Genomic DNA, 20,491 nt, shown 5'->3' with positions numbered 1-20,491 from the left:
CGTAGCGACGCCATGCGGCCGCTACACGGCAGCGTTTGACGAAAATTATCACGAATTCGGCCAGCCCCGGATGTGCCGACAATATGCGCACCCGGGCGGACGAGAGTTTGGCTGTATGGGGCGGCGCCAATGGGCCGCCAGGTTCAGTCTTTCTTGCTCAACGACTCGCACGCCAGTTCGATACGATTCTCTCCGTATCTATCACGTTAGCGTCGAAGGTGGCGCCGCAAGCAGCCACCGATGGCCACATGGGCCGTTTCTGATCCGACTTGCCGGACCAGCCAGTCCGGCGGAATTCTTCTAGTTAAGCTATTGCACAACAAAAACGCGTGCGGCCGGCAAAGCCGGCCTGCACGCCTGACTACCCGTCGCCTGCGCGATTAGCGCGGGCGGTAGCCGTACAGGTCGCCGTCGTGTGTCAGCACGACCAGCGTTTCGCCGGCCAGCACCGGTGCTGCGGTAATCGGGCTGCCGTCGGTCTTCACACGGGCCACGAGCGTGCCGTCGTCACGCGACAGGAAATGCACGTAACCCTGATAGTCGCCCAGCACCGCGGCGTGCCCCAGAATGAACGGAACGCTGAGCTCGCGATTCTTGAGCTTGTCGTTCTTCCACAGCGGCGCGCCGTTGGTGACGTCGAATGCCGACACCACCGACCAGTCGTCGGCCGCCACCACGGCACGTTCATCCTGCGCGAGACCGCTCGTGCTCGAGAACGCCTTTTCCCACAGCGCGCGGCCCGAGTTCGCATCGAAGCAGCCAATCTGGCCCTGGAACGTCACCGCGCAGGTTTCCGACCCGACCAGCGTGGGCGGACCCGTCACGTCATTAATGCGCTCTACTTCCGTCACGCCCTTCGGATACGACACCGGCGTTTGCCAGTAGTTGTCGCCGGTCTGCAGGTTGATCGCGGCGAACGCGCCACCCGGGAAGCCTGCCAGCACAGCCGCGTCACCCGCGAACGTCATGCCCGACGAGACGCGCAGATTGAGCGGCACCGCGCGGTTGCGGTAGTTCCACTTCTGCTCGCCGGTTTGCGCATTGAACGCGACGATCTGACCGTCGACCGTGCGGACCACCACGAGGCCGTTGCCAACCAGCGGCGGCGAGATGATTTCGCCCGGCGCCTTGGCGGTCCACAATTGCTTGCCGTTCGCGTCGAGCACGTAGACGTCGCCCTTCAGGCCGCCGACCGCCGCGAGCGTGCCGTCACTGCCGACACCTGCCGACAGATCGTCACGCAGCTTGACGCGCCAGATGTCCTTGCCGGTTTGTGCGTCGATCTTCGCAACCGAGCCGTTCGCGCCAGCCGCGTACACCGCGTTGCCGACCGCAACCGGCGAGAACAGGTAACGCCCCGCCTTGCCCACGCTTGTCTTCCACGCCTGCTGCACGTCGAGCACGGGTTTGAACTCGGTGAGCGGCGTCGGCACGCGGCGCTCGTCTTTCGTGGATGAGCAAGCCGCCATGGTGAGGACGGTCATCGCACAGGCAACGGGCACAGCGTAACGTTTCAGCAGATTCATCGGTGGACGAAGCATTCAGGAAATTAATTAAAGGAGACCGGTTGGTCGGTACAGGCGGCGCGCTGCATGCGGCGATTAGCCGCCCAGCGCGTCAAGCTTGAACTGAATCAACTGGCGAGCCGAGCTATCGTTTTTCGACAGCGAATCGAGCGCGAGCTTGTAGGCCGCGCGCGCATCCTCACGCTTGCCTTGAGCCGCGAGCAGATCGCCGCGGCCGTTCGCCACAATGCCCTTGAACGCATCGGACTGCGGTTCGGCGAGCAATGCGAGACCCTGGTCGTAAGCCTTGTCGTCGAGCAGCAGCGAAGCCAGACGCAGCTTGGCGATCTGCTTGAACTCGTCGTCTTTTGCGTGATCGATGGTCCATTGCAACTGGGCCTTCGCAGCAGCTTCGTCACCCGCTGCATACAGCGCCTTGGCTGCGCCCAGCGCGGTCATCTGCGCATACGCGGTGCTGCTGAACTTGTCTTCCATATCGGTGGCGACGCGCGTGATCTTCGCCTTGTCGCCCGATGCCACAGCTTGCTGCACCTGGTCGTACAGCACCGCGGCTTCCGCCGCCTGACGCCGCTGCCAGAAATTCCAGCCGTTCCAGCCGGCTGCGGCAACCAATGCCACCAGCACGATCCACGTGGTTACATTGCCCCACTGCGTCCACCATGCCTTCAGACTTTCAATCGATTCTTGTTCGTCGTGGTAACTCATCGCCCGGCGATTTCCTCTTTCTTGATACGTGTGCGTGTCGAACCAAGTGGCCCGACGACATCGCGATCAGTCGTCGCCGTCTTCGGCGGTTGCAACCATCGCATTGATTAGAAATTCGGTCAAGTCTTCGGCGGGCACGTTATGTTGCTCGTTTTTACCGCCGTTAGAACTTGTATCACGCAGCGGTTTGACGCCGACGGTGCCGTTGGCGATCTCGTCTTCGCCGAGGACCACCGCGAAGGCCGCGCCGCTCGCGTCAGCACGCTTCATCTGCGACTTGAAGCTCGCCGTCTGCCCGTCCGCGCTGCAATGCAGGATCACGTCAAGGCCCGTATCGCGCAAACGCTCCGCGATGATAAAGGCCTGTTCGCGTGCCGCGTCGCCCTGATGGACCACGTACACGTCGCAACCTTCGTCTTCCGGCACGAGTTGTTCTTCTTTCAGCAACTCGAGGATACGTTCGACACCCATGGCCCAGCCGCATGCGCCCGTCGGCTTACCGCCAAGCTGCTCGATCAGCGGATCGTAACGGCCGCCGGCCGCGACTGTGCCTTGCGCGCCAAGCTTGTCGGTCACCCATTCGAACACGGTCAGATTGTAATAATCGAGACCGCGCACGAGACGCGGATTGATCGTGAACGGAATGTTGTTCGCCTTCAGAATGCGTTGCAGGCCTTCGAAGTGCGCGCGCGATTCTTCGCCGAGAAAATCGATGAGCTTGGGCGCGTTCTGCGCGACTTCCTGCATCGCCGGATTTTTCGTGTCGAGCACGCGCAGCGGGTTCGTGTACAAACGGCGCTTCGCCTCTTCGTCGAGCACGTCCATGTGCTTTTCGAGGTACGCGATCAACTCGACGCGATGTGCCGCACGCTCTTCAACAAGGCCCAGCGAATTGAGTTCGAGCTTGATGCCCATCAAGCCGAGGTCGTCCCACAGACGCTGGCACATCATGATGATTTCAGCGTCGGCGTCCGGGCCGGCGAAGCCCAATGCTTCCACGCCGACCTGGTGAAACTGCCGATAACGGCCGCGCTGCGGACGCTCGTGACGGAACATCGGGCCGATGTACCACAGGCGCTTCGGACCGTCATACAGCATGTTGTGCTCGATCGTCGCACGCACGACAGCCGCGGTGTTTTCCGGGCGCATCGTGAGGTTTTCACCGTTCAACGCGTCGGTGAAGCTATACATCTCTTTCTCGACGATGTCGGTCACCTCACCGATACCGCGCTTGAACAACTGCGTATGCTCGATGATCGGCGTACGAATATTCTGGTATCCGTACGAACGCAGCATCGACTTGACGGTTGCTTCAAAAAATTCCCACAGCCCGGTTTCCTGCGGAAGGATGTCGTTCATGCCCTTCACGCCGGACAACTTTTCGAACTTTTTCTTCTGTTCAGTCATCTGTCTTCGATTGACGGTATTTAGTTGAGTGCTTCGGCGCGGCCGTAGCGGCGCTCGACGTAGTCACTCACGATTTGCTGGAATTCTTGCGCAATGTTTTCGCCGCGCAGCGTCTTGACCTTCTCGCCGTCGACGAAGACCGGCGCGGCCGGATTTTCGCCCGAACCCGGCAAGCTGATGCCGATATTCGCCTGCTTCGATTCGCCCGGGCCGTTGACGATACAGCCCATCACCGCCACGTGCATCTTCTCGACGCCAGGATATTGATCGCGCCACACCGGCATCTGCGTACGCAGATACGTCTGAATTTGCGACGCCAGTTCCTGGAACAGCGTGCTGGTGGTCCGGCCGCAACCCGGGCACGCGATCACCATCGGCGTGAACGAGCGCAGCCCCATGGTTTGCAGAATTTCCTGGCCGACGATCACTTCACCGGTGCGCGGACCGCCCGGTTCCGGCGTCAACGAGATGCGGATCGTGTCGCCGATGCCTTGCTGCAACAACACCGACAACGCAGCGGTCGACGCCACGATACCCTTCGACCCCATGCCCGCTTCGGTCAGACCCAGATGCAACGCGAATTCGCAACGGCGCGCGAGTTCACGATACACCGCGATCAGATCCTGCACGCCGCTGACCTTGCACGACAGAATGATCTTGTTGCGCGGGAGGCCGATTTCGACCGCGCGCTCCGCCGAGCCGATCGCCGACTGGATCAGCGCCTCGTACATCACGCTCTGCGCTTCCCACGGCGTGGAACGCGCGGCGTTTTCGTCCATCATCTTTGCGAGCAGGTCCTGGTCGAGGCTGCCCCAGTTGACGCCGATCCGCACCGGCTTGTCGTACTTCACTGCCGCTTCGATCATTTGCGCGAACTGCGTGTCGCGCTTCGCGCCGTGGCCGACATTGCCCGGATTGATCCGGTACTTCGACAACGCCTCCGCGCACGCGGGGTAATCGCGCAGCAGCAAATGACCGTTGTAATGAAAATCGCCGACCAGTGGCACCGAGACGCCCATGCGGTCGAGCTGCTCGCGAACAGCCGGCACGGCCGCCGCCGCTTCCGGCGTGTTGACCGTGATACGCACCAGTTCTGAACCGGCTTGCGCAAGCTCCTTGATCTGGATAGCCGTGCCGATCGCGTCCGCGGTGTCGGTATTGGTCATCGACTGCACGCGCACGGGCGCATCGCCGCCGATCGTGACGAGCTGGCCGCCCCAACGGACGTCGACCGCGTGCGACTTGCGCCGCGCAGCGTGGCCGCCGAACACGGGTTCGTTTGAAACGATCTTGCTACTGGATTGGGATTGAGCTTCGGATTGCATCGAAAAAACCCATTTACGCCGCATGCGCCACACAAAAAACGTAGCGCCTGAATTGAAAAAGCGCCGCGACCCGGTTGGCCGCGACGCATACCGTATCTAATCAAGGCAACGCGAAGCGCGCCACATTACCTTTCGCTGCCGAATATTTGGACGGATCGACCGGCTCGCCATCGAGCGTAAGCGACTCGAGGCCCGCCTTGTTGCCGACCGTGACCTTGAACGGCGCTGCACCCGTCACTTCCTTCGTATCGCCTGCGCGGACGAGGCCGGAGAACAACTCCTTGCCGTCTTTGCCACGCACGCTGAACCAACTGTCTTGCGTGACGCGCAACGCGATGATCGCCTCACCCGCAGCCGGCGCCGCCGTTGCTGCAGTTGCTGCAGTTGCTGCAGTTGCTGCAGTTGCTGCAGTTGCTGCAGTTGCTGCAGTTGCTGCAGTTGCCACATCTGCTGCGGCTGATGCGCCTATCGCGGCGACCACCGGCACGTTCGCGCCTTGCGTCGCAGCCTGGGCCTGCGAACCAGCCTTCGGCGCAACTGCTGCCGCCGCGACAGCCGGCGCGGAAGACGGCGCCGTACCCGTAGCGAGCGGCGCGGGCATCGGTGTAGCCGACGCTGCGTTACCCGCTGCGGCCTGCGTTTCCGGCGCTGAAGCAGCATCTTCCGCTGTTGCCTCGGAGCCTGCCGCCTGACCCTGCGCCACCGCGCCCGATGCCCCGGTCGCGCCACCCTCGGAACCGTTAGCGCTCGCCTTCAACCGTGCAAGCCACGCCGACGATTCGCCGCCATTGGTATGCCACATGCCGAGTGCGATCACCGCGACGATCACCGCCGCAATGCCCCATAGCCACGAGCGGCTCTTTTGCCCGCTGCCGCCAAGCGACAGCGAAACGCGGCCGCGCGGCAAATCCTTGCCAGACGAAGCCGGCATCGACAGATCCGGCGCAGGCACGCCCTTCTCGCGGCGCAGAGCCTGCGTGAACGGCGTGGGATCGGCACCGAGCATCTTCGCATAGCTGCGCACCACGCCGAGCGCGAAGGTCGTGTCAGGCAAATGGCTGATGTCGCCCGATTCGAGCGCACGCAACTTGGTGACGGATACCTTCAGGCGCGCCGACACGTCTTCGATCGTCCAGCCCTTCGATTCACGCAATTGGGTCAAGCGCGCGCCAACCGCTGCCAACGATTCCAGGCCCCCCAGGCCCGGCTGCACAACAGGCTGTACCACCGCCCGCGCGACTGGCGCCGGGTGGCCTTCGTTTGCGTCTGTGTCCTGCGGCTGCGGGTGCTGCGGCTCACTCATCCCAAATCCTTTCGCGTCGATTCTTTTTCACTCGTGCAACCCGGACGGGCCAAAGCCTCACGTCTGAATCGCAGACCGTTTATAACAAAATGCGCGGCCTTATGTGCCGCTTCCGATCGCTTCTGCAAACTTTCTTTTCAATCGCCGATGACACGGCGGGTTTTGCGCGCCCGGATGGCTTTCCTCCGAGCACCCCGCCTTGCCACCTCAGACGATTACACGGCACGAACCTCGATAACTTTAGCCGCCTTCCCGGTGCGCTCAGCGAGGCGCGTGCGGTCTTTCACCGCACCGGCCAACTGACCGCAGGCAGCGTCGATATCATCGCCGCGTGTTTTACGCACTGTGGTGACGACGCCCGCGTCCATCAGCACTTGTGCAAACCGCTTGATCTGTTCCGGTTTCGAGCGGACGAGGCCCGATTCGGGAAACGGATTGAACGGAATCAGGTTGAACTTGCAGGGTACGTCGCGCGTAACGGCCAGCAATTCGCGCGCTTGCGCTTCGCTGTCGTTCACGCCGTCGAGCATGCAATATTCGAATGTAATGAAATCGCGCGGCGCAACTTTCAGATAGCGCTGACAGGCAGCCATCAGTTCGCGCAGCGGATACTTCTTGTTCAGCGGCACCAGCATGTCGCGCAGCGGGTCGCTCGGCGCATGCAACGATACCGCAAGCGCCACCGGCAGATCGGCGCCGAGCCGGTCCATCATCGGCACCACGCCCGAGGTGGACAGTGTGACACGCCGGCGCGACAGGCCGTACGCGTTGTCGTCCAGCATCAGGCGCATGGCGGGCACCACCGCGTCGTAATTGAGCAGCGGCTCGCCCATGCCCATCATCACCACGTTCGTGACAACGCGCTCGCCCTTACCGTCACCGCCCGTGGCGCGCCCGCCGTCCGTTCCGCGCGTTGCGCGCAGCGCGAATTCGGCCATGCGCAGCTGGCCGATGATTTCACCGGTGGTGAGATTGCGGGAGAAACCCTGTTTGCCGGTCGAACAGAAACGGCAATTGACCGCGCACCCGGCCTGCGACGAAACGCACAGCGTGCCACGCGTTTCTTCAGGGATGTAAACGGTTTCAACCGCATTACTGTTGCCGACGTCGATCAGCCACTTACGCGTGCCGTCGGTCGAAATATTGTCGCTGACGATGCCGGGCATCGTGATCGTTGCGCGCCCTTTGAGCTTTTCGCGCAAGGACTTCGCCAGATCTGTCATGCCGTCGAAGTCGGCAGCGTTGTATTGATGGATCCAACGCTGCAATTGCTTGGCGCGAAACGGCTTCTCGCCCAGGCTGTCGCAGTAGGCGACAAGCCCTTGGGCGTCGAGGTCGAGAAGGTTGACGGTGGGACTGCTCGTCATATCGAATCCTGCCATTTCAGTGCGAGACTACGCTCATGCAACAAGCTGCATGAACGCAATGCCGTTCGCGCCCATTCCTGCTGCTTTACCTTACTACTTTGCCGCGCTGTTCGTGCGGATTCGTGCGACAAATCCAATGGCTGCGCACGAAATGCGCGGACAGCGCCGGTCGCTGTAACCCGCTTAACGCGAGTAAACGTTCACTTGCGGGAAGAAGAACGCGATTTCGACGGCAGCCGTTTCAGCTGCGTCCGAGCCATGCACCGCGTTAGCGTCGATGCTGTCGGCGAAGTCAGCGCGGATCGTGCCCTTTTCTGCCTTCTTCGGATCGGTTGCGCCCATCAGGTCGCGGTGCTTCAGGATCGCGTTTTCGCCTTCCAGCGCTTGCACGACCACCGGGCCCGAGATCATGAAATCAACCAGGTCCTTGAAGAACGGGCGTGCGGCGTGCACAGCATAGAACTTCTCTGCGTCAGCGCGCGACAACTGGACCATGCGCGAAGCCACGATCTTCAGGCCAGCGTTTTCGAAACGGCTGTAGATCTGACCGATCACGTTCTTGGCCACTGCGTCCGGCTTGATAATCGACAGGGTGCGTTCGATCGTCATAAAAACTCCAAAAAATTAAGAGGTTACAGATTCAAATGAATCCGCTATTGTAGCATGTTCCCGTGTATGATTGCGATTGAACCCTTACAGCATTGAAAGACTCCAAGCAGGAGTTGGTGAATGCTGGTAGCGTAGGCCGTGTGGAGATTTTCCGGGTATTGAAACTCCCCGCCACCGCGCCAATCTTAGGAATGAACACCCTGCGACTGGCGGCAGAAATTCCGGCCGGCGCTGCACTGCCTGACGCACAATCTGCTGCGCAACTCGCGGCGCAACCCGGCGCAACCATCACGCAACACGCTTCTGAGGTAAGGAGAGACCATGAACGATCATCCGTATAGCTTTGGCCGCAATGGCGCGGTCAGCACGGTCGAAACACGCAACCGCGTACTACGGAACACTTACTGGCTGCTCGCGCTGTCCATGATTCCGACAGTGCTCGGCGCCTGGGTTGGCGTGGCCACCGGTTTTTCGCTGTTCGCCGCCACCAGCCCCGGCATGAGCATGCTGGCGTTCTTCGCGATCGCCTTCGGCTTCATGTTCGCCATCCAGAAAACCAAAGACAGCGCCATCGGCGTATTCGTGCTGCTCGGCTTCACGTTCTTCATGGGCCTGATGCTGTCGCGCATCCTGAGCTTCGTGCTCGGTTTTTCGAACGGCCCGTCGCTGATCATGCTGGCCTTTGGTGGCACTGGTGTGATCTTCGCGTCCATGGCAACGATCGCCACGGTCAGCAAGCGTGACTTCTCGGGTCTCGGCAAGTGGCTGTTCATGGGTGTGATCGTGCTGCTGCTGGCTTCGGTCGCGAACGTATTCCTGCACCTGCCGGCGTTGATGCTGACGGTGTCGGTGCTGGCAATCGTGATTTTCTCGGCCTACATGCTGTTCGACGTCCAGCGCGTCGTGAATGGTGGCGAGACGAATTACATCACCGCCACCCTCGCGATCTATCTGGACCTGTATAACGTGTTCGTCAATCTGCTTGCGCTGCTCGGCATCTTCGGCGGCAACCGCAACTAAGTCTGACAGTCTGACGTAAGGCGCGGCGCCCGAAACGCCGCCCCACAGGAAAAAGCCCATGGCGAGCAATCGTCATGGGCTTTTTTTCATGGCACCGCCGGTCAATGACGAATCGCAGCGCGACTCACGGCGATGCCAGCTAATCGGAGACGGATCACAAGCTCAGCCAGGCGAAGCCTTCATCCTGAGAGGCAACCACCACTTCGGTGGGCGCGGCACCGAGCACACCCGCCATGGCGGCCTGCGCCAGTTCCGGCGAGTTGTTCTGCTGGCTCAGATGCGCGGCCACCAGATGGCGCAAGCGCGAACGGTCGAGTGAGGCCAGAATTTCAGCCGCCGCTTCGTTGTTCAGGTGCCCGTGATTGCCGCCGATGCGTGCCTTCAGCGATTGGGGATATCGGCTTGCCGCCAGCATCCGCACGTCGTGATTGCATTCGAGCACCAGCGCGTCGCAGCCGCTCAGCACCGCGCTGATATGCGGCGTGGAAGTGCCGACGTCGGTCAGCACGCCAAGCCGGCTTGCGCCATTGGAGAGCACGTATTGCAGCGGCTCGCGGGCGTCATGAGGAACGGTGTAAGGGAGGACGCTGAGGTCGCCGATCGCTACCGCCTCGTCGCCCCACAGCACCTGCAGGTCGACATCGGCCTCGTCGGCACCCACCGCGCGGGCGGTGCCCCAGCTCATGTACAGCGGAATCGACCACTTGCGCGCCAGCGTCAGCGCGCTCCCAATGTGGTCGCTGTGTTCATGGGTAATCAGAATGGCGTCGAGACCTTCGACGCCCGCACCGAGCCGCGTCAAACGCCGCTCGACTTCCTTGGCCGAAAAGCCGCAATCAAGCAGAACACGCGTGGTGGTCGCGCCGCTTTGCGCTTCCACCAGCAAGGCATTGCCTTCACTGCCGCTGCCGAGACTGGCGAAGCGCACAGCCCGCTTAGTTCAGTTGTGCGTGCAGCAACGTCACGATGCGCTGCGCGTCCGACGAGTTATCCACTTGCCCGTTTGAATCCACCACCGCCACTTGCGTCACAGTGTCGCCCTTCGAGCGCACGTTGACGAGGAATTCCTGACCCGGCTTCTTCGACGAATTGCCGCTGTAAAACAGCTTGCCGAGGAGCCCTTCCTTCTTCAGCTCCTGCATCGAATCTGCGTAACGCACGTAGTAGATGCCTTTCGAGCGGTCGCGGTTGTCGACGGTAAAGTTGGTACGATCGAGTGCGAGACCCACGCGCAGCCATGCACGGTCAAACGATTCCTGCAGATCGAGCGTCGAGGCACCCGCGCTCTGGTCGATCGTGGCCGGCGCCGTGGCCGGGCGGGCGTCGGTCAGGAGTTGCTTCGACTGCGCTTCGGTCAGGCCGAACTTCTGCATCAATTTCGTCAGGAACAGTGCCTCCAGCGCCGGATCGCGCGGACGCTCTTCCCAGCGTGACGACGTCTTGTCCTGGCCCGTCAGCATTTCTTCCATCGCGCTATGCGTGATCGAGATGTCCGTGGCGTCAGCCGGACCGCGCGACACGAGTGTGCGGAAGCTGTCACGGGTACCCGACGAGTAGGCGAAGTCGATTACCTTGCCGACCGTGCGACGGAACCAGTCGTCCGGAATGTTGGCGCGGTTTTCAGCCCAATCGGTCGTCATGATGCCGGTGGCCGGCGCATCGGTTTTCAGCGCGAAGCCGTTTTCCTGCCAGAACTCCTGCAACTGTGGCCACAGTTGTTCCGGCGAGCGGCCGTCGACTACCAGCCAGCGACGGTCGCCGTCGCGCTCGATGTGCATGCCCAGCGGGTCTTGCGCATTCGGCTGGCCTTCGGTGGAATTGCCCGCGGCGGTGACCGCGCGTTGCTGCGCGCCGCCCAGCGCCAGATTGGCCGGCGGCGCCACATAGCGCTGATCGGTCGGCGTAGTGGTCAGATCGCCCGGAACGGCGAGCGGCGGTGCGCTGCCCGCGCCCTTGTAGTTGACGCGGTCGGAGGCGAACCAGTCGTTCAGCGTGTCACAGCCGGCGAGCGTTACCAGGGCAAGCGCCAGCGCCGCCATGCGGGTTGCGTGGAGGGAAAGTGCGGAACGTTTCATGAGGTCCTTCGTGATGCTGGAACGCGGTGCCTGGTTCTGTGTGCCGGGAACGTGGGCTGGATCGACGTCGGTTAAGGGAGTGCCGGTGGCAGGCTTTCGTTGGCGCTGGGGGTGCCGGGTCGAGCCCGCTTAGCCCAGCAGACCCGCTTCGCGCAACGCGCCGCGCACCACTTCGTGGTATTGCGCGTCGAGCGGCGTGAGCGGCAGGCGGATTCCGCCCTGCACACGACCCAGTTGCTGCAACGCCCATTTCGCAGGAATCGGATTCGACTCGATGAACAGGTTCTTATGCAGCGACAGGAGTTTCAAATGAATTTCACGAGCGGTCTTCGCGTCCGCGGCAAGCGCGGCTTTGCACAGATCGCTCATTGCGCGCGGCGCGACGTTCGCCGTGACCGAAATATTGCCGTGGCCGCCAAGCAGCATCAGCGCGATCGCCGTGGGATCGTCACCGCTATAAATGCCGAAATGGGCCGGCGCCGACTTGATCAGGTGCGCGGCGCGATCGATGTTGCCCGTCGCTTCCTTCACACCGATGATGCCCGGCACCTGCGCGCAACGCAGAATCGTTTCGTTGCTCATGTCCGCGACCGTACGGCCCGGCACGTTGTACAGGATCACCGGCAGATCGACGGTTTCAGCGATCTTCGCGAAGTGGCGGTAGATGCCTTCCTGGGTCGGCTTGTTGTAGTACGGCACGACCTGCAAGGTGGCGTCCGCGCCGACTTCTTTGGCTTGCTGCGTGAGTTCGATGGCTTCGGTCGTGGAGTTGCCGCCCGAGCCCGCGATCACCGGAATCCGGCCCGCCGTGTGCTCGACTGCGGTTTTGACCATCAGCACGTGTTCTTCGACCGACAGCGTGGCCGACTCGCCGCTCGTGCCGACCACGACCAGTGCGTTCGTGCCCTCTGCGATATGCCAGTCGATCAGTTTGCGAAACGCCGGCAGATCGAGGCCGCCGTCTTCCAGCATCGGAGTAATGATGGCAGGGATGCTGCCGCGAATCTGAACGCCGCCAGTGCTGCTTTGATTGCCGTTAGTCATGAAACGCCATGAATTTGATCAGGTAAACCGCGATTGTAGCGGATTAGCCAGCCAGCTCGTAACAAGGCGGGGGTGCCGCCTCTGCGTGCCCGGCTGAGCGATCCGCCTCCATAATTGCGCATATCCGCTGGACGTAAGCCGGGCGCGGCTGCGCGAGAAATCCGTCTTGAAATGCGACCACACGAAGGTGGCCTCGCACCACGTCGAGCAGTTCGCCGGGCGCGAGCAAAAACGCCGGGTTAGACGGCTTGCCGACGCTTTCGTTGCCTTGCGCGAAGGTCTCGTAAACCAGTACGCCGCCAGGCGCGAGCGAGCGCAACAGCTGCGGAAACAGCGGGCGGTGCAGGTAGTTCGTCACCACGATCGCGGCGAATTTCGCCTCGGCGGGCAACGGCCATGCGGCGCCTTCAATGTCAGCCACGTGCGTGGTGACAAGCGGCTCGTCCCGCAGGGCGTCCAACGCCGCCGCGTCTCGATCGAGCGCGGTCACCGGATGGCCCAGCGAGGCAAAGAACCGCGCATGCCGCCCGGTTCCCGAGGCCACGTCGAGCACCACGCCGCCCGCCGCGACCAGATGCGCCCAGTCGCGCACCCAGCGCGACGGTTCGCCGTTTCCGTGCGAGGGACCGTCCGGCATCGCAACGGGCATGCTCATCTTTTCAGCTCGGCGCTCAGTTGTACGACAGGCCCATCGCCTCGCGCACGTCGCGCATCGTTTCCGTGGCGAACTTGCGGGCTTTGTCGCAGCCGTCGGCGACGATCGCGCGCAACAGCGACGGATCGTCCATATACTTCTGCGCGCGCTCGAGCATGGGCTGCTGCTCGCGCAGAATGCCTTCGATCACCGGCTGCTTGCACTCGAGACATCCGATTCCAGCCGACCGGCAGCCCTTCTGAACCCACTCGTGCGTGGCTTCGTCCGTGTAGACCTGGTGCAGCTGCCACACCGGGCACTTGTCCGGATCGCCCGGATCGGTGCGGCGCACGCGGGCCGGATCGGTCGGCATGGTGCGGACCTTCTTGGTGATAGTTTCCGCGTCTTCACGCAGGCCGATCGTGTTGCCATACGACTTCGACATCTTCTGGCCGTCCAGACCCGGCATGCGCGACGCTTCGGTCAGCATGGCCTGCGGCTCGACCAGAATGATCTTGCGCGAACCTTCGAGGTAGCCGAACAGGCGCTCGCGATCACTCATCGACAGGCTTTGCGATTCCTGCAACATCGCACGCGCCTGTTCGAGTGCTTCGTCGTCGCCTTCCTGCTGATAGGCGTTGCGCAGCTCGTGATAAAGCTTGGCGCGCTTGCCGCCCAGTTTCTTCGCGGCTTCGTTGGCCTTCTCTTCGAAGCCCGGTTCGCGGCCGTACAGGTAGTTGAAGCGGCGCGCGATTTCACGCGTCATTTCGACGTGCGGCACCTGGTCTTCGCCGACCGGCACGAGCGAGCCGCGGTACAGCAGAATGTCCGCCGCCATCAGCACCGGATAGCCGAGGAAGCCGTAGGTGGACAGATCCTTGTCCTTCAGCTTCTCCTGCTGCTCCTTGTAGGTCGGCACGCGTTCGAGCCAGCCGAGCGGCGTGCTCATGCCGAGCAGCAACGCCAGTTCCGCATGCTCGGGCACCTTGCTCTGGATGAAGAGCGTAGCCTGCGCCGGATCGATACCCGATGCGAGCCAGTCGATCAGCACGTCCCACACGTTCTTTTCGATCACTTCGGGCGTTTCGTAGTGCGTCGTCAGCGCGTGCCAGTCGACCACACAAAAGAAACACGGGTATTCGGACTGCAGCCGCACCCAGTTTTTCAGCACGCCGTGATAGTGGCCGAGGTGCAGCGACCCGGTGGGCCGCATGCCAGAGAAGATACGGTCTGGGAACATGGTTATTTAGAAAAGCGAAACAAGAGGAGTCAGAATTGCGGTAATGGCACCGTAGCCGAGCGTCACGAGCGGGCTAAGCCAATAACGCGTGAGCGTGCCCGTCATGACCAGCGCCATCACGATGAAAAAGCCGTACGGCTCAAGGCGCGACAGCGCGATCGATTGCCGCGGCGGCAACAGCGCCATCAGCACACGGCCGCCGTCGAGCGGGGGCAGCGGAAACAGATTGAGCACGCCGAGCACGAGGTTCACGCCGACGCCGGCTGCCGCCATGCGCGTGAAGAAAGGCTCGTCGACGCTCAGCACCGCAAGCGCGACGCCGACCAGGCCCCACACCAACGCCTGCACGAAATTGCAGGCCGGCCCGGCGGCCGCGACCCACAGGCTGCCCCAACGCGGATTACGCAGATTGCCGAAGGCAACCGGCACCGGCTTCGCGTAGCCGAACATGAACGCGCCGCTGGTGGCGAAGTACAACAGCAGGGGAATCGCGATCGTGCCGAGCGGATCGATATGCCTCATCGGATTGATGGAAACGCGGCCGAGCACGTACGCGGTATTGTCGCCGAGCCAGCGCGCGACGTAGCCATGCGCGGCTTCATGCAGCGTGATCGCGAAAATCACCGGCAACGCGTAAACCGCAATGGTCTGTATCAGGGAAGAATCCATAACTCACTATTGTAACAACGCGATTGCGTGCGTCTGTCCGCTTTCGCTCATGCCGTCTCTTCGAGACCGAATGGCGCGAGAGAACCGCGCCCTGCCCGCACCAGCACCGGCTCCGCGCCGGTCAAATCGATCACGGTAGACGGCTCGCACACACATGGGCCGCCGTCGATCACCAGATCCAGTTGTTTTTCGAGCCGCTCGCGGATTTCTTCCGGGTCGTTCAGCGGCTGGGTTTCGCCCGGCATGATCAGCGTGGAGCCGAGCAGCGGCTGGCCGAGTTCTTCGAGAATCGCCAGCGTGATGGCGTGCTCCGGCACCCGCAGCCCGATGGTCTTGCGCGACGGATGCGACAGGCGCCGCGGCACCTCTTTGGTGGCCTGCAATACAAACACGTAAGGGCCCGGCGTGACCGACTTGATCAGGCGGTACTGCCGGTTGTCGACCATGGCGAAGTTCGCCAGCTCCGACAGATCGCGCACCAGCAGCGACAGCAATTGCTTCTCGTCGAGTCCGCGAATCCGCCGCAAGCGCTCGACCGCGTCCTTGTCGTCGAGATGACAGGCGACCGCATAGCTGGAATCCGTCGGCAGCGCGACGACGCCGCCATCATTGATGATCTGCACAGCCTGCTTGACGAGGCGCGGCTGTGGGTTATCCGGATGAAGCCGAAAGTATTGGGACATTTTTGACTATCGGTGGCTACGGGTGACGGTGCAGAAAAACTCGGATGGAAAGCCGGGTGGAAGATCGGGCGAATGCACGCACTCCGGGCAACGGTTGTCGCGCAAATCGTGCCGCTGCGGCACGGCGCGCGATCACAACCAGCGTTCCCAGACGGGCTTGAGATCGGAAGGAAGCGGCGGCAGCGTGCCGAGATCGACGCGGCCCTCGCCGGGTGCGTGGAAGTCGGAACCGCGCGAGGCCTCGAAGCCGAAGCGGCGCGCCACGTCCGCGTATTCGCGGTACTGATCCGGTGTGTGGCTGCCCGTCACCACTTCGATCGCCTTGCCGCCGAGGTCGATGAATTCAGCAAAAAAACGCGTCGAATTCGACTGGCGAGTATGCATAGCGACCTGGGTGCGCGATGACCGCCTCGCCGCCGGCCGCCTGGATCCAGCCCACCGCGTCCGCCAGTTTTGCCCAGCGATGCGACACATAGCCGGGCTTGCCGTCGCCGAGGAAGCGCGTGAACACGTCTTGCGTCGAGCTGGCGTAGCCGCTTTCGACCATGAAGCGCGCGAAGTGCGTGCGCGAAATCATGTCCGGGTTCGAGACGTATTTGAGCGCGCCTTGATAGGCGTCGGGAATGCCGAGCGCGGCCAGCTGTTCGCCCATTGCTTCGGCGCGCGCCGCGCGGCCGTTACGGGTGCGCGCAAGGCCATCGATCAGCGTCGCGCTCGTAGGATCGACGCCGAGTCCGACGATGTGCACCGTGCGCGAAGCCCATGTCACCGAGATTTCCACGCCGCTCAGGTAGTCCATGCCAAGCGCCTCGGCGGCGCTGCGCGCTTCGTGCTGGCCACCCAGTTCGTCGTGATCGGTCAACGCCCACAGCGTCACGCCGCCCGCGTGCGCGCGGCGCGCGACATCGGCCGGCGCGAACTGGCCGTCGGAAACGGTGGAGTGACAGTGGAGGTCGGCGTTCATCTTTGTCTTGAGAAGGTTCAGCACACATTTTACTGCAACGCAGTAAATGCCCGCAGCGCTATCTCACGATAGCGGATCTCGCACCGAAGCCTATTTGCAAGGTTCAGGCGCAGAAGCCCTCGATCAGCGCGGCGACCTGCTCCGGCTGGTCGTGATGAACCATGTGCCCCGCTTCGTCGATGATCTTCTCGCGCCAGTTCGGAAAAGCCTGGAAACGCGCCTTGAATTCGTCGAGCGGAATCTCGCCGGCGATCTGTGCGAGCGTGGGCGAGTTGGCGGCCTCGACGTGCAGCACTTTGGCGGTGACCTTGCGCCACACGGCCATCACTTCGTCGAGGCGGTATAGCGTCGGGCCGCGCAGTTTGTGCGCCGGATCGGCGAGCAGCATGAAGCGCCCTTCTCCGTCCGGCTTGGACCAATGCTGCGCGAGGAACTGGGCGTGCTGCAAAGCGAGACGCGGATTGGTCTTGATCAGGCGCCCGGCGACGTCATCCAGCGACGCGTAGTGCTTGAGCTGCGGCGGATCGCGCAACTCGTCGAGCCAATTGCGCAAACGCTTGGGCGCTTGCGCCGAGTGCGAAGGCGCGAGGCCGAAACCTTCCAGATCGACCACGCGCCGCACCCGTTCCGGCCGTACGCCCGCATACAGGCAGGCGATGTTCGCGCCCATGCTGTGGCCGACCAGATTGACTTCGCCGGTCGGGGCGTAGTGATCGACCAGTGCGTCGAGATCGGCGAGGTAGTCCTGGATCCAGTAGTTGCCGCCGCCGCGCTCTGCGACCGGCCAGTCCGACAGGCCGAAGCCGCGCATATCGGGCGCAATTACCTGCCAGTCGCCGCCCAATGAGTCGACGACGAACTGGAACGACGCCGCCACGTCCATCCAGCCGTGCAGCATGAACAGCATCGGCGCATCCGGATTGCCCCAGCGCCGCACGTGCAGACGGATGCCGCGCACGGCGACGAACTCAGACTTGGAGGTATTCATGAACGGCACGCCCAAAAAAAGAATGGTCGTTCGATTATAACGAGATAGCCGGACGATGCGTGGGCTCCGACCATGGAAGAAGGCTTCAGTCGCTCAGGGTCAACGGGGCCGGCCGGGGCGGTTGCTCAGCGTCGAGGCCGGCCAGGGCAACCAGCGCGGCCAGTTCGGCTTCGTCGAATCCGGCGTCGCGGCGCGCCTCGAAATTGAACGGACCACGTAATTTCGGTGCGTGATACTGGTCGGCGAGACGCGTGTAGGTGGCGTGCGGATCGAGCCCGTTCTCGTCGCACAGATGACGAAACCAGCGGTTGCCGGTCAGCACGTGGCCGATTTCGTCGCGCAGGATCACGTCGAGAATCGCCGCGGATGCATGGTCGCCTGCCTGCTGCAGGCGGGCGCGGATCGGCGGCGAAGCGTCGAGGCCGCGCGCTTCGAGGGTGCGCGGCACCAGCGCCATGCGCGCCAGCACGTCGGCGCGGGTGCGCTCGCACATGTCCCAGAGCCCGTCGTGGGCGGGGAAATCGCCGTAAGCATGGCCGAACTCCGCAAGCCGCGCGACCAGCAGCGAGAAGTGATGCGCTTCTTCGGCGGCAACTTTGAGCCAATCGGTGTAGAACCCGGCGGGCATGCCGGCAAAACGCCAGACGGCGTCGAGCGCGAGATTGATGGCGTTGAATTCGATGTGCGCAAGCGCGTGCAGCAAGACGGCCCGCCCTTCAGGCGATTGCATGCTGCGGCGCTTCAGCTTGCGCGGATCGACCAGTTCGGGGCGTGCGGGGCGGCCCGGCAAGTCTGCCGGCTCGGCGATTTCGAGGTTTGCGGGGCATGCGAGACTGCCGTCGAGCACGGCGGCGTATAACGCACGGGCCGCGACTGCCTTGGTTGCCGGGTCGACTTCACACAATGCGGCCAGCGCCGCAGTGCGCGCGCAGTTCGCGCGATCCGGACAAATCTCAGGATTCGATATCGGCGCAACGGGTGAAGTAGACGGAGCAGCGGAATTCATGGCAACGAGGTTGGCAAAGGGCACGGCACGAGGCGAGACGGAAGGCAGCAGACGGAAGACGCGGCGTTCGCCAAGGCTGGGCGCCGCACGGCTGGTGGCACCGCTTGTGGTACCGCTTGTGGTACCGCTTGTGGTACCGCTGGGGTACCACTTTAAGCACCGCCAGGCGGCCTAACCACACAACCGTTTACAATACTCGATTCGACCATCTCGCGTGCCAATCGCGCGGGGCCGGCCAGACAACCCAGTCCAGCGGGACGCTTTCGGGCATTTTGCAGCCTCTTTGCGGCCACTACTTTGCAGCCCGTTACCGCCCCAACCCGCCCTCGCAGCGCATAGCGACCGATCAAGAGGAGACACTGTGACAATTTATAAGCTTGGCGAGGCAGCCCCGACCATCCACGAAAGCGTGTTCGTCGCGGATTCGGCGAACATTATCGGCAATGTGACCCTCGAGGAAAATTCAAGCGTCTGGTTCGGCGCAACGCTGCGCGGCGACAACGAGCCGATCACCCTCGGCGCCGGCAGTAACGTTCAGGAAAACGCGGTGCTGCACACCGACCCGGGCTTCCCGCTGACGATCGAGCCGAACGTGACGATCGGCCACCAGGTCATGCTGCACGGCTGCACGATCAAGGAAGGCTCGCTGATCGGAATTCAGGCCGTGGTCTTGAATGGTGCGGTGATCGGCCGCAACTGTCTGGTCGGAGCGGGCGCCATCGTCACTGAAGGCAAAGTGTTTCCCGACAATTCGCTGATTCTCGGCGCGCCCGCCAAAGTGGTGCGGGAACTGACCGAGACGGACATCGCAAATATGCAGCGCGGCACGGCAAGCTATGCCGAGCGCCGCGATTATTTCAAGGCGCAGCTCGTGCGCATCGGCTAATCAGCCGGAGCGCGCGGCGCGCACGGCGCAGCCCAGGCTGCGTCATTCGACCGAGGAAAAGTTGTGAGCGACCAGTTGCAAAAATTCATGTTCAGCGCGGCGCCGGTGCGTGGCGAGATCGTTTCGCTGCGCAATACGTGGCAGGAAGTGCTGACGCGCCGGGACTATCCGGCCCCTGTCCGGACGATTCTCGGCGAGATGATGGCCGCGTGCGCGCTGCTTTCGGCGAATCTCAAGTTCGACGGCACGCTCGTCATGCAGATTTTCGGCGACGGCCCGGCCAAAATGCTGGTGGTGCAGTGCAGCTCCGACCTGTCGATGCGCGCCACCGCCAAGCTTTCCGGCGAAACGGGCAATACGATCGACGACACCGCCTCCATGATCGAACTGGTCAACGCGAGCGGCCATGGCCGTTGCGTGATTACGCTCGACCCGCGCGAAAAGAAGCCTGGCCAGCAACCGTATCAAAGTATCGTGCCGCTCTCGGGTGTGGACGGCCCGCTCAAGTCGATGTCCGAAGTGCTCGAACACTACATGCATCACTCCGAGCAGCTCGACACGCGTTTGTGGCTCGCGGCGAACACCGAACGCGCAGTCGGCATGCTGCTGCAAAAGCTGCCTGGCGACGGCGGCATTGTTCCGCATCCTGGCGATCTGGATGTGGACACGTGGGAGCGCGTCTGCACACTCGGCGGCACGATGTCGCAAGACGAGCTGCTGAAGGAAGAACCCGCAACGATTTTCCGCCGTCTGTTCTGGCAGGAAAATGTGCAGCATTTCGAACCGGCCACGGCGCGCTTCGAATGCAGCTGTTCGCGCGAAAAAGTCGGCGCGATGCTGAAGATGCTAGGCCGCGAAGAAGTGGACGGCGTGATCGAAGAGCGCGGTCACGTCGAAATTCATTGCGAATTCTGTAATCAACGGTACGAGTTCGATCCGGTCGACGTGGCGCAACTTTTCGTCGCCAATGCGCTTTCACATGGCGTGACGCCGGCTGCTGACCAGCGGCACTGAAGCGGCCCGGCGGCGAGCCCATTTCG

Annotated in this window: 19 protein-coding genes and 1 pseudogene; 3 read left to right on the top strand and 17 right to left on the bottom strand. The window is 62.7% G+C overall.

Annotation, left to right across the window (positions count from 1 at the left end; genetic code table 11):
* Window positions 1-380 precede the first annotated feature (380 nt).
* The 7 genes from bamB to ndk form a co-directional block, all read right to left on the bottom strand.
* Window positions 381-1,526, bottom strand: coding sequence for an outer membrane protein assembly factor BamB (gene bamB, locus B0G76_RS06895; protein WP_120291169.1), 1,146 nt, complete (start codon window positions 1,524-1,526; stop codon window positions 381-383).
* 75 nt (window positions 1,527-1,601) lie between these two features.
* Window positions 1,602-2,231 carry a tetratricopeptide repeat protein gene (locus B0G76_RS06890; RefSeq protein ID WP_120291167.1) on the bottom strand — a complete coding sequence of 210 codons (630 nt, stop codon included), beginning with the start codon at window positions 2,229-2,231 and terminating at the stop codon, window positions 1,602-1,604.
* Window positions 2,232-2,297: 66 nt separating this feature from the next.
* Window positions 2,298-3,638: a histidine--tRNA ligase gene (gene hisS / locus B0G76_RS06885; protein ID WP_120291165.1), complete on the bottom strand. Its 1,341-nt coding sequence runs from the start codon at window positions 3,636-3,638 to the stop codon at window positions 2,298-2,300.
* A 20-nt stretch (window positions 3,639-3,658) separates the two neighbouring features.
* Window positions 3,659-4,963, bottom strand: coding sequence for a flavodoxin-dependent (E)-4-hydroxy-3-methylbut-2-enyl-diphosphate synthase (ispG, locus tag B0G76_RS06880; protein ID WP_183082009.1), 1,305 nt, complete (start codon window positions 4,961-4,963; stop codon window positions 3,659-3,661).
* Between the two features lie 100 nt (window positions 4,964-5,063).
* The gene (locus tag B0G76_RS06875; protein WP_120291161.1) at window positions 5,064-6,266 is read right to left on the bottom strand and encodes a helix-turn-helix domain-containing protein; all 1,203 of its coding nucleotides are present in this window, start codon (window positions 6,264-6,266) and stop codon (window positions 5,064-5,066) included.
* Window positions 6,267-6,481: 215 nt separating this feature from the next.
* Window positions 6,482-7,633, bottom strand: a complete 1,152-nt coding sequence (gene rlmN / locus B0G76_RS06870) for a 23S rRNA (adenine(2503)-C(2))-methyltransferase RlmN (RefSeq protein WP_120296242.1) — start codon at window positions 7,631-7,633, stop codon at window positions 6,482-6,484.
* A 183-nt stretch (window positions 7,634-7,816) separates the two neighbouring features.
* Window positions 7,817-8,242 (bottom strand): nucleoside-diphosphate kinase, encoded by a 426-nt coding sequence (gene ndk / locus B0G76_RS06865; protein WP_120291159.1) that lies wholly within the window; start codon window positions 8,240-8,242, stop codon window positions 7,817-7,819.
* Between the two features lie 321 nt (window positions 8,243-8,563).
* Here ndk and B0G76_RS06860 point away from each other — a divergent pair, with 321 nt between their 5' ends.
* Window positions 8,564-9,262, top strand: coding sequence for a Bax inhibitor-1/YccA family protein (locus B0G76_RS06860; protein ID WP_054038214.1), 699 nt, complete (start codon window positions 8,564-8,566; stop codon window positions 9,260-9,262).
* A gap of 154 nt (window positions 9,263-9,416) precedes the next feature.
* On the opposite strand, the gene B0G76_RS06855 is transcribed toward B0G76_RS06860, so the two are convergent.
* From B0G76_RS06855 to B0G76_RS06810, 10 genes and pseudogenes are all read right to left on the bottom strand, one after another.
* Window positions 9,417-10,190, bottom strand: a complete 774-nt coding sequence (locus B0G76_RS06855; RefSeq protein WP_120291158.1) for an MBL fold metallo-hydrolase — start codon at window positions 10,188-10,190, stop codon at window positions 9,417-9,419.
* Window positions 10,191-10,197: 7 nt separating this feature from the next.
* On the bottom strand, window positions 10,198-11,337 hold the full coding sequence (bamC, locus tag B0G76_RS06850; RefSeq protein WP_120291156.1) for an outer membrane protein assembly factor BamC: 1,140 nt from the start codon (window positions 11,335-11,337) through the stop codon (window positions 10,198-10,200).
* A 129-nt stretch (window positions 11,338-11,466) separates the two neighbouring features.
* Entirely contained in the window at window positions 11,467-12,381 is a 915-nt protein-coding gene (dapA, locus tag B0G76_RS06845) for a 4-hydroxy-tetrahydrodipicolinate synthase (protein ID WP_120291154.1), read from the bottom strand.
* A gap of 43 nt (window positions 12,382-12,424) precedes the next feature.
* Entirely contained in the window at window positions 12,425-13,036 is a 612-nt protein-coding gene (locus tag B0G76_RS06840; protein ID WP_259460524.1) for a bifunctional 2-polyprenyl-6-hydroxyphenol methylase/3-demethylubiquinol 3-O-methyltransferase UbiG, read from the bottom strand.
* Window positions 13,037-13,052: 16 nt separating this feature from the next.
* Window positions 13,053-14,255 (bottom strand): tryptophan--tRNA ligase, encoded by a 1,203-nt coding sequence (locus B0G76_RS06835; RefSeq protein WP_093633534.1) that lies wholly within the window; start codon window positions 14,253-14,255, stop codon window positions 13,053-13,055.
* A gap of 6 nt (window positions 14,256-14,261) precedes the next feature.
* On the bottom strand, window positions 14,262-14,924 hold the full coding sequence (locus tag B0G76_RS06830; protein WP_120291150.1) for a site-2 protease family protein: 663 nt from the start codon (window positions 14,922-14,924) through the stop codon (window positions 14,262-14,264).
* A gap of 47 nt (window positions 14,925-14,971) precedes the next feature.
* Window positions 14,972-15,607: an L-threonylcarbamoyladenylate synthase gene (locus B0G76_RS06825; RefSeq protein ID WP_120291148.1), complete on the bottom strand. Its 636-nt coding sequence runs from the start codon at window positions 15,605-15,607 to the stop codon at window positions 14,972-14,974.
* 132 nt (window positions 15,608-15,739) lie between these two features.
* Window positions 15,740-16,571 (bottom strand): annotated as a pseudogene (locus B0G76_RS06820) (3',5'-nucleoside bisphosphate phosphatase).
* 103 nt (window positions 16,572-16,674) lie between these two features.
* Window positions 16,675-17,559 carry an alpha/beta fold hydrolase gene (locus B0G76_RS06815; protein WP_120296241.1) on the bottom strand — a complete coding sequence of 295 codons (885 nt, stop codon included), beginning with the start codon at window positions 17,557-17,559 and terminating at the stop codon, window positions 16,675-16,677.
* A gap of 85 nt (window positions 17,560-17,644) precedes the next feature.
* Window positions 17,645-18,565, bottom strand: a complete 921-nt coding sequence (locus B0G76_RS06810) for a ferritin-like domain-containing protein (RefSeq protein ID WP_120291146.1) — start codon at window positions 18,563-18,565, stop codon at window positions 17,645-17,647.
* 361 nt (window positions 18,566-18,926) lie between these two features.
* Here B0G76_RS06810 and B0G76_RS06805 point away from each other — a divergent pair, with 361 nt between their 5' ends.
* Together B0G76_RS06805 and hslO are read left to right on the top strand one after the other, a co-directional pair.
* Window positions 18,927-19,451 carry a gamma carbonic anhydrase family protein gene (locus B0G76_RS06805; RefSeq protein ID WP_120291144.1) on the top strand — a complete coding sequence of 175 codons (525 nt, stop codon included), beginning with the start codon at window positions 18,927-18,929 and terminating at the stop codon, window positions 19,449-19,451.
* A 63-nt stretch (window positions 19,452-19,514) separates the two neighbouring features.
* The gene (gene hslO, locus B0G76_RS06800; protein WP_120291142.1) at window positions 19,515-20,465 is read left to right on the top strand and encodes an Hsp33 family molecular chaperone HslO; all 951 of its coding nucleotides are present in this window, start codon (window positions 19,515-19,517) and stop codon (window positions 20,463-20,465) included.
* Window positions 20,466-20,491 lie beyond the last annotated feature (26 nt).

The sequence above is a fragment of the Paraburkholderia sp. BL23I1N1 genome, assembly GCF_003610295.1.
In the GTDB taxonomy this organism is placed as follows: domain Bacteria; phylum Pseudomonadota; class Gammaproteobacteria; order Burkholderiales; family Burkholderiaceae; genus Paraburkholderia.
This window is presented reverse-complemented; position numbering and strand designations above follow the sequence as displayed.

Coding starts and splice junctions, on each gene's coding strand:
- bamB (WP_120291169.1), bottom strand. CDS start 1,526: ATGAATCTGCTGAAACGTTACGCTGTGCCCGTTGCCTGTGCGATGACC.
- B0G76_RS06890 (WP_120291167.1), bottom strand. CDS start 2,231: ATGAGTTACCACGACGAACAAGAATCGATTGAAAGTCTGAAGGCATGG.
- hisS (WP_120291165.1), bottom strand. CDS start 3,638: ATGACTGAACAGAAGAAAAAGTTCGAAAAGTTGTCCGGCGTGAAGGGC.
- ispG (WP_183082009.1), bottom strand. CDS start 4,963: ATGCAATCCGAAGCTCAATCCCAATCCAGTAGCAAGATCGTTTCAAAC.
- B0G76_RS06875 (WP_120291161.1), bottom strand. CDS start 6,266: ATGAGTGAGCCGCAGCACCCGCAGCCGCAGGACACAGACGCAAACGAA.
- rlmN (WP_120296242.1), bottom strand. CDS start 7,633: ATGACGAGCAGTCCCACCGTCAACCTTCTCGACCTCGACGCCCAAGGG.
- ndk (WP_120291159.1), bottom strand. CDS start 8,242: ATGACGATCGAACGCACCCTGTCGATTATCAAGCCGGACGCAGTGGCC.
- B0G76_RS06860 (WP_054038214.1), top strand. CDS start 8,564: ATGAACGATCATCCGTATAGCTTTGGCCGCAATGGCGCGGTCAGCACG.
- bamC (WP_120291156.1), bottom strand. CDS start 11,337: ATGAAACGTTCCGCACTTTCCCTCCACGCAACCCGCATGGCGGCGCTG.
- dapA (WP_120291154.1), bottom strand. CDS start 12,381: ATGACTAACGGCAATCAAAGCAGCACTGGCGGCGTTCAGATTCGCGGC.
- B0G76_RS06840 (WP_259460524.1), bottom strand. CDS start 13,036: ATGAGCATGCCCGTTGCGATGCCGGACGGTCCCTCGCACGGAAACGGC.
- B0G76_RS06835 (WP_093633534.1), bottom strand. CDS start 14,255: ATGTTCCCAGACCGTATCTTCTCTGGCATGCGGCCCACCGGGTCGCTG.
- B0G76_RS06830 (WP_120291150.1), bottom strand. CDS start 14,924: ATGGATTCTTCCCTGATACAGACCATTGCGGTTTACGCGTTGCCGGTG.
- B0G76_RS06825 (WP_120291148.1), bottom strand. CDS start 15,607: ATGTCCCAATACTTTCGGCTTCATCCGGATAACCCACAGCCGCGCCTC.
- B0G76_RS06815 (WP_120296241.1), bottom strand. CDS start 17,559: ATGAATACCTCCAAGTCTGAGTTCGTCGCCGTGCGCGGCATCCGTCTG.
- B0G76_RS06810 (WP_120291146.1), bottom strand. CDS start 18,565: ATGAATTCCGCTGCTCCGTCTACTTCACCCGTTGCGCCGATATCGAAT.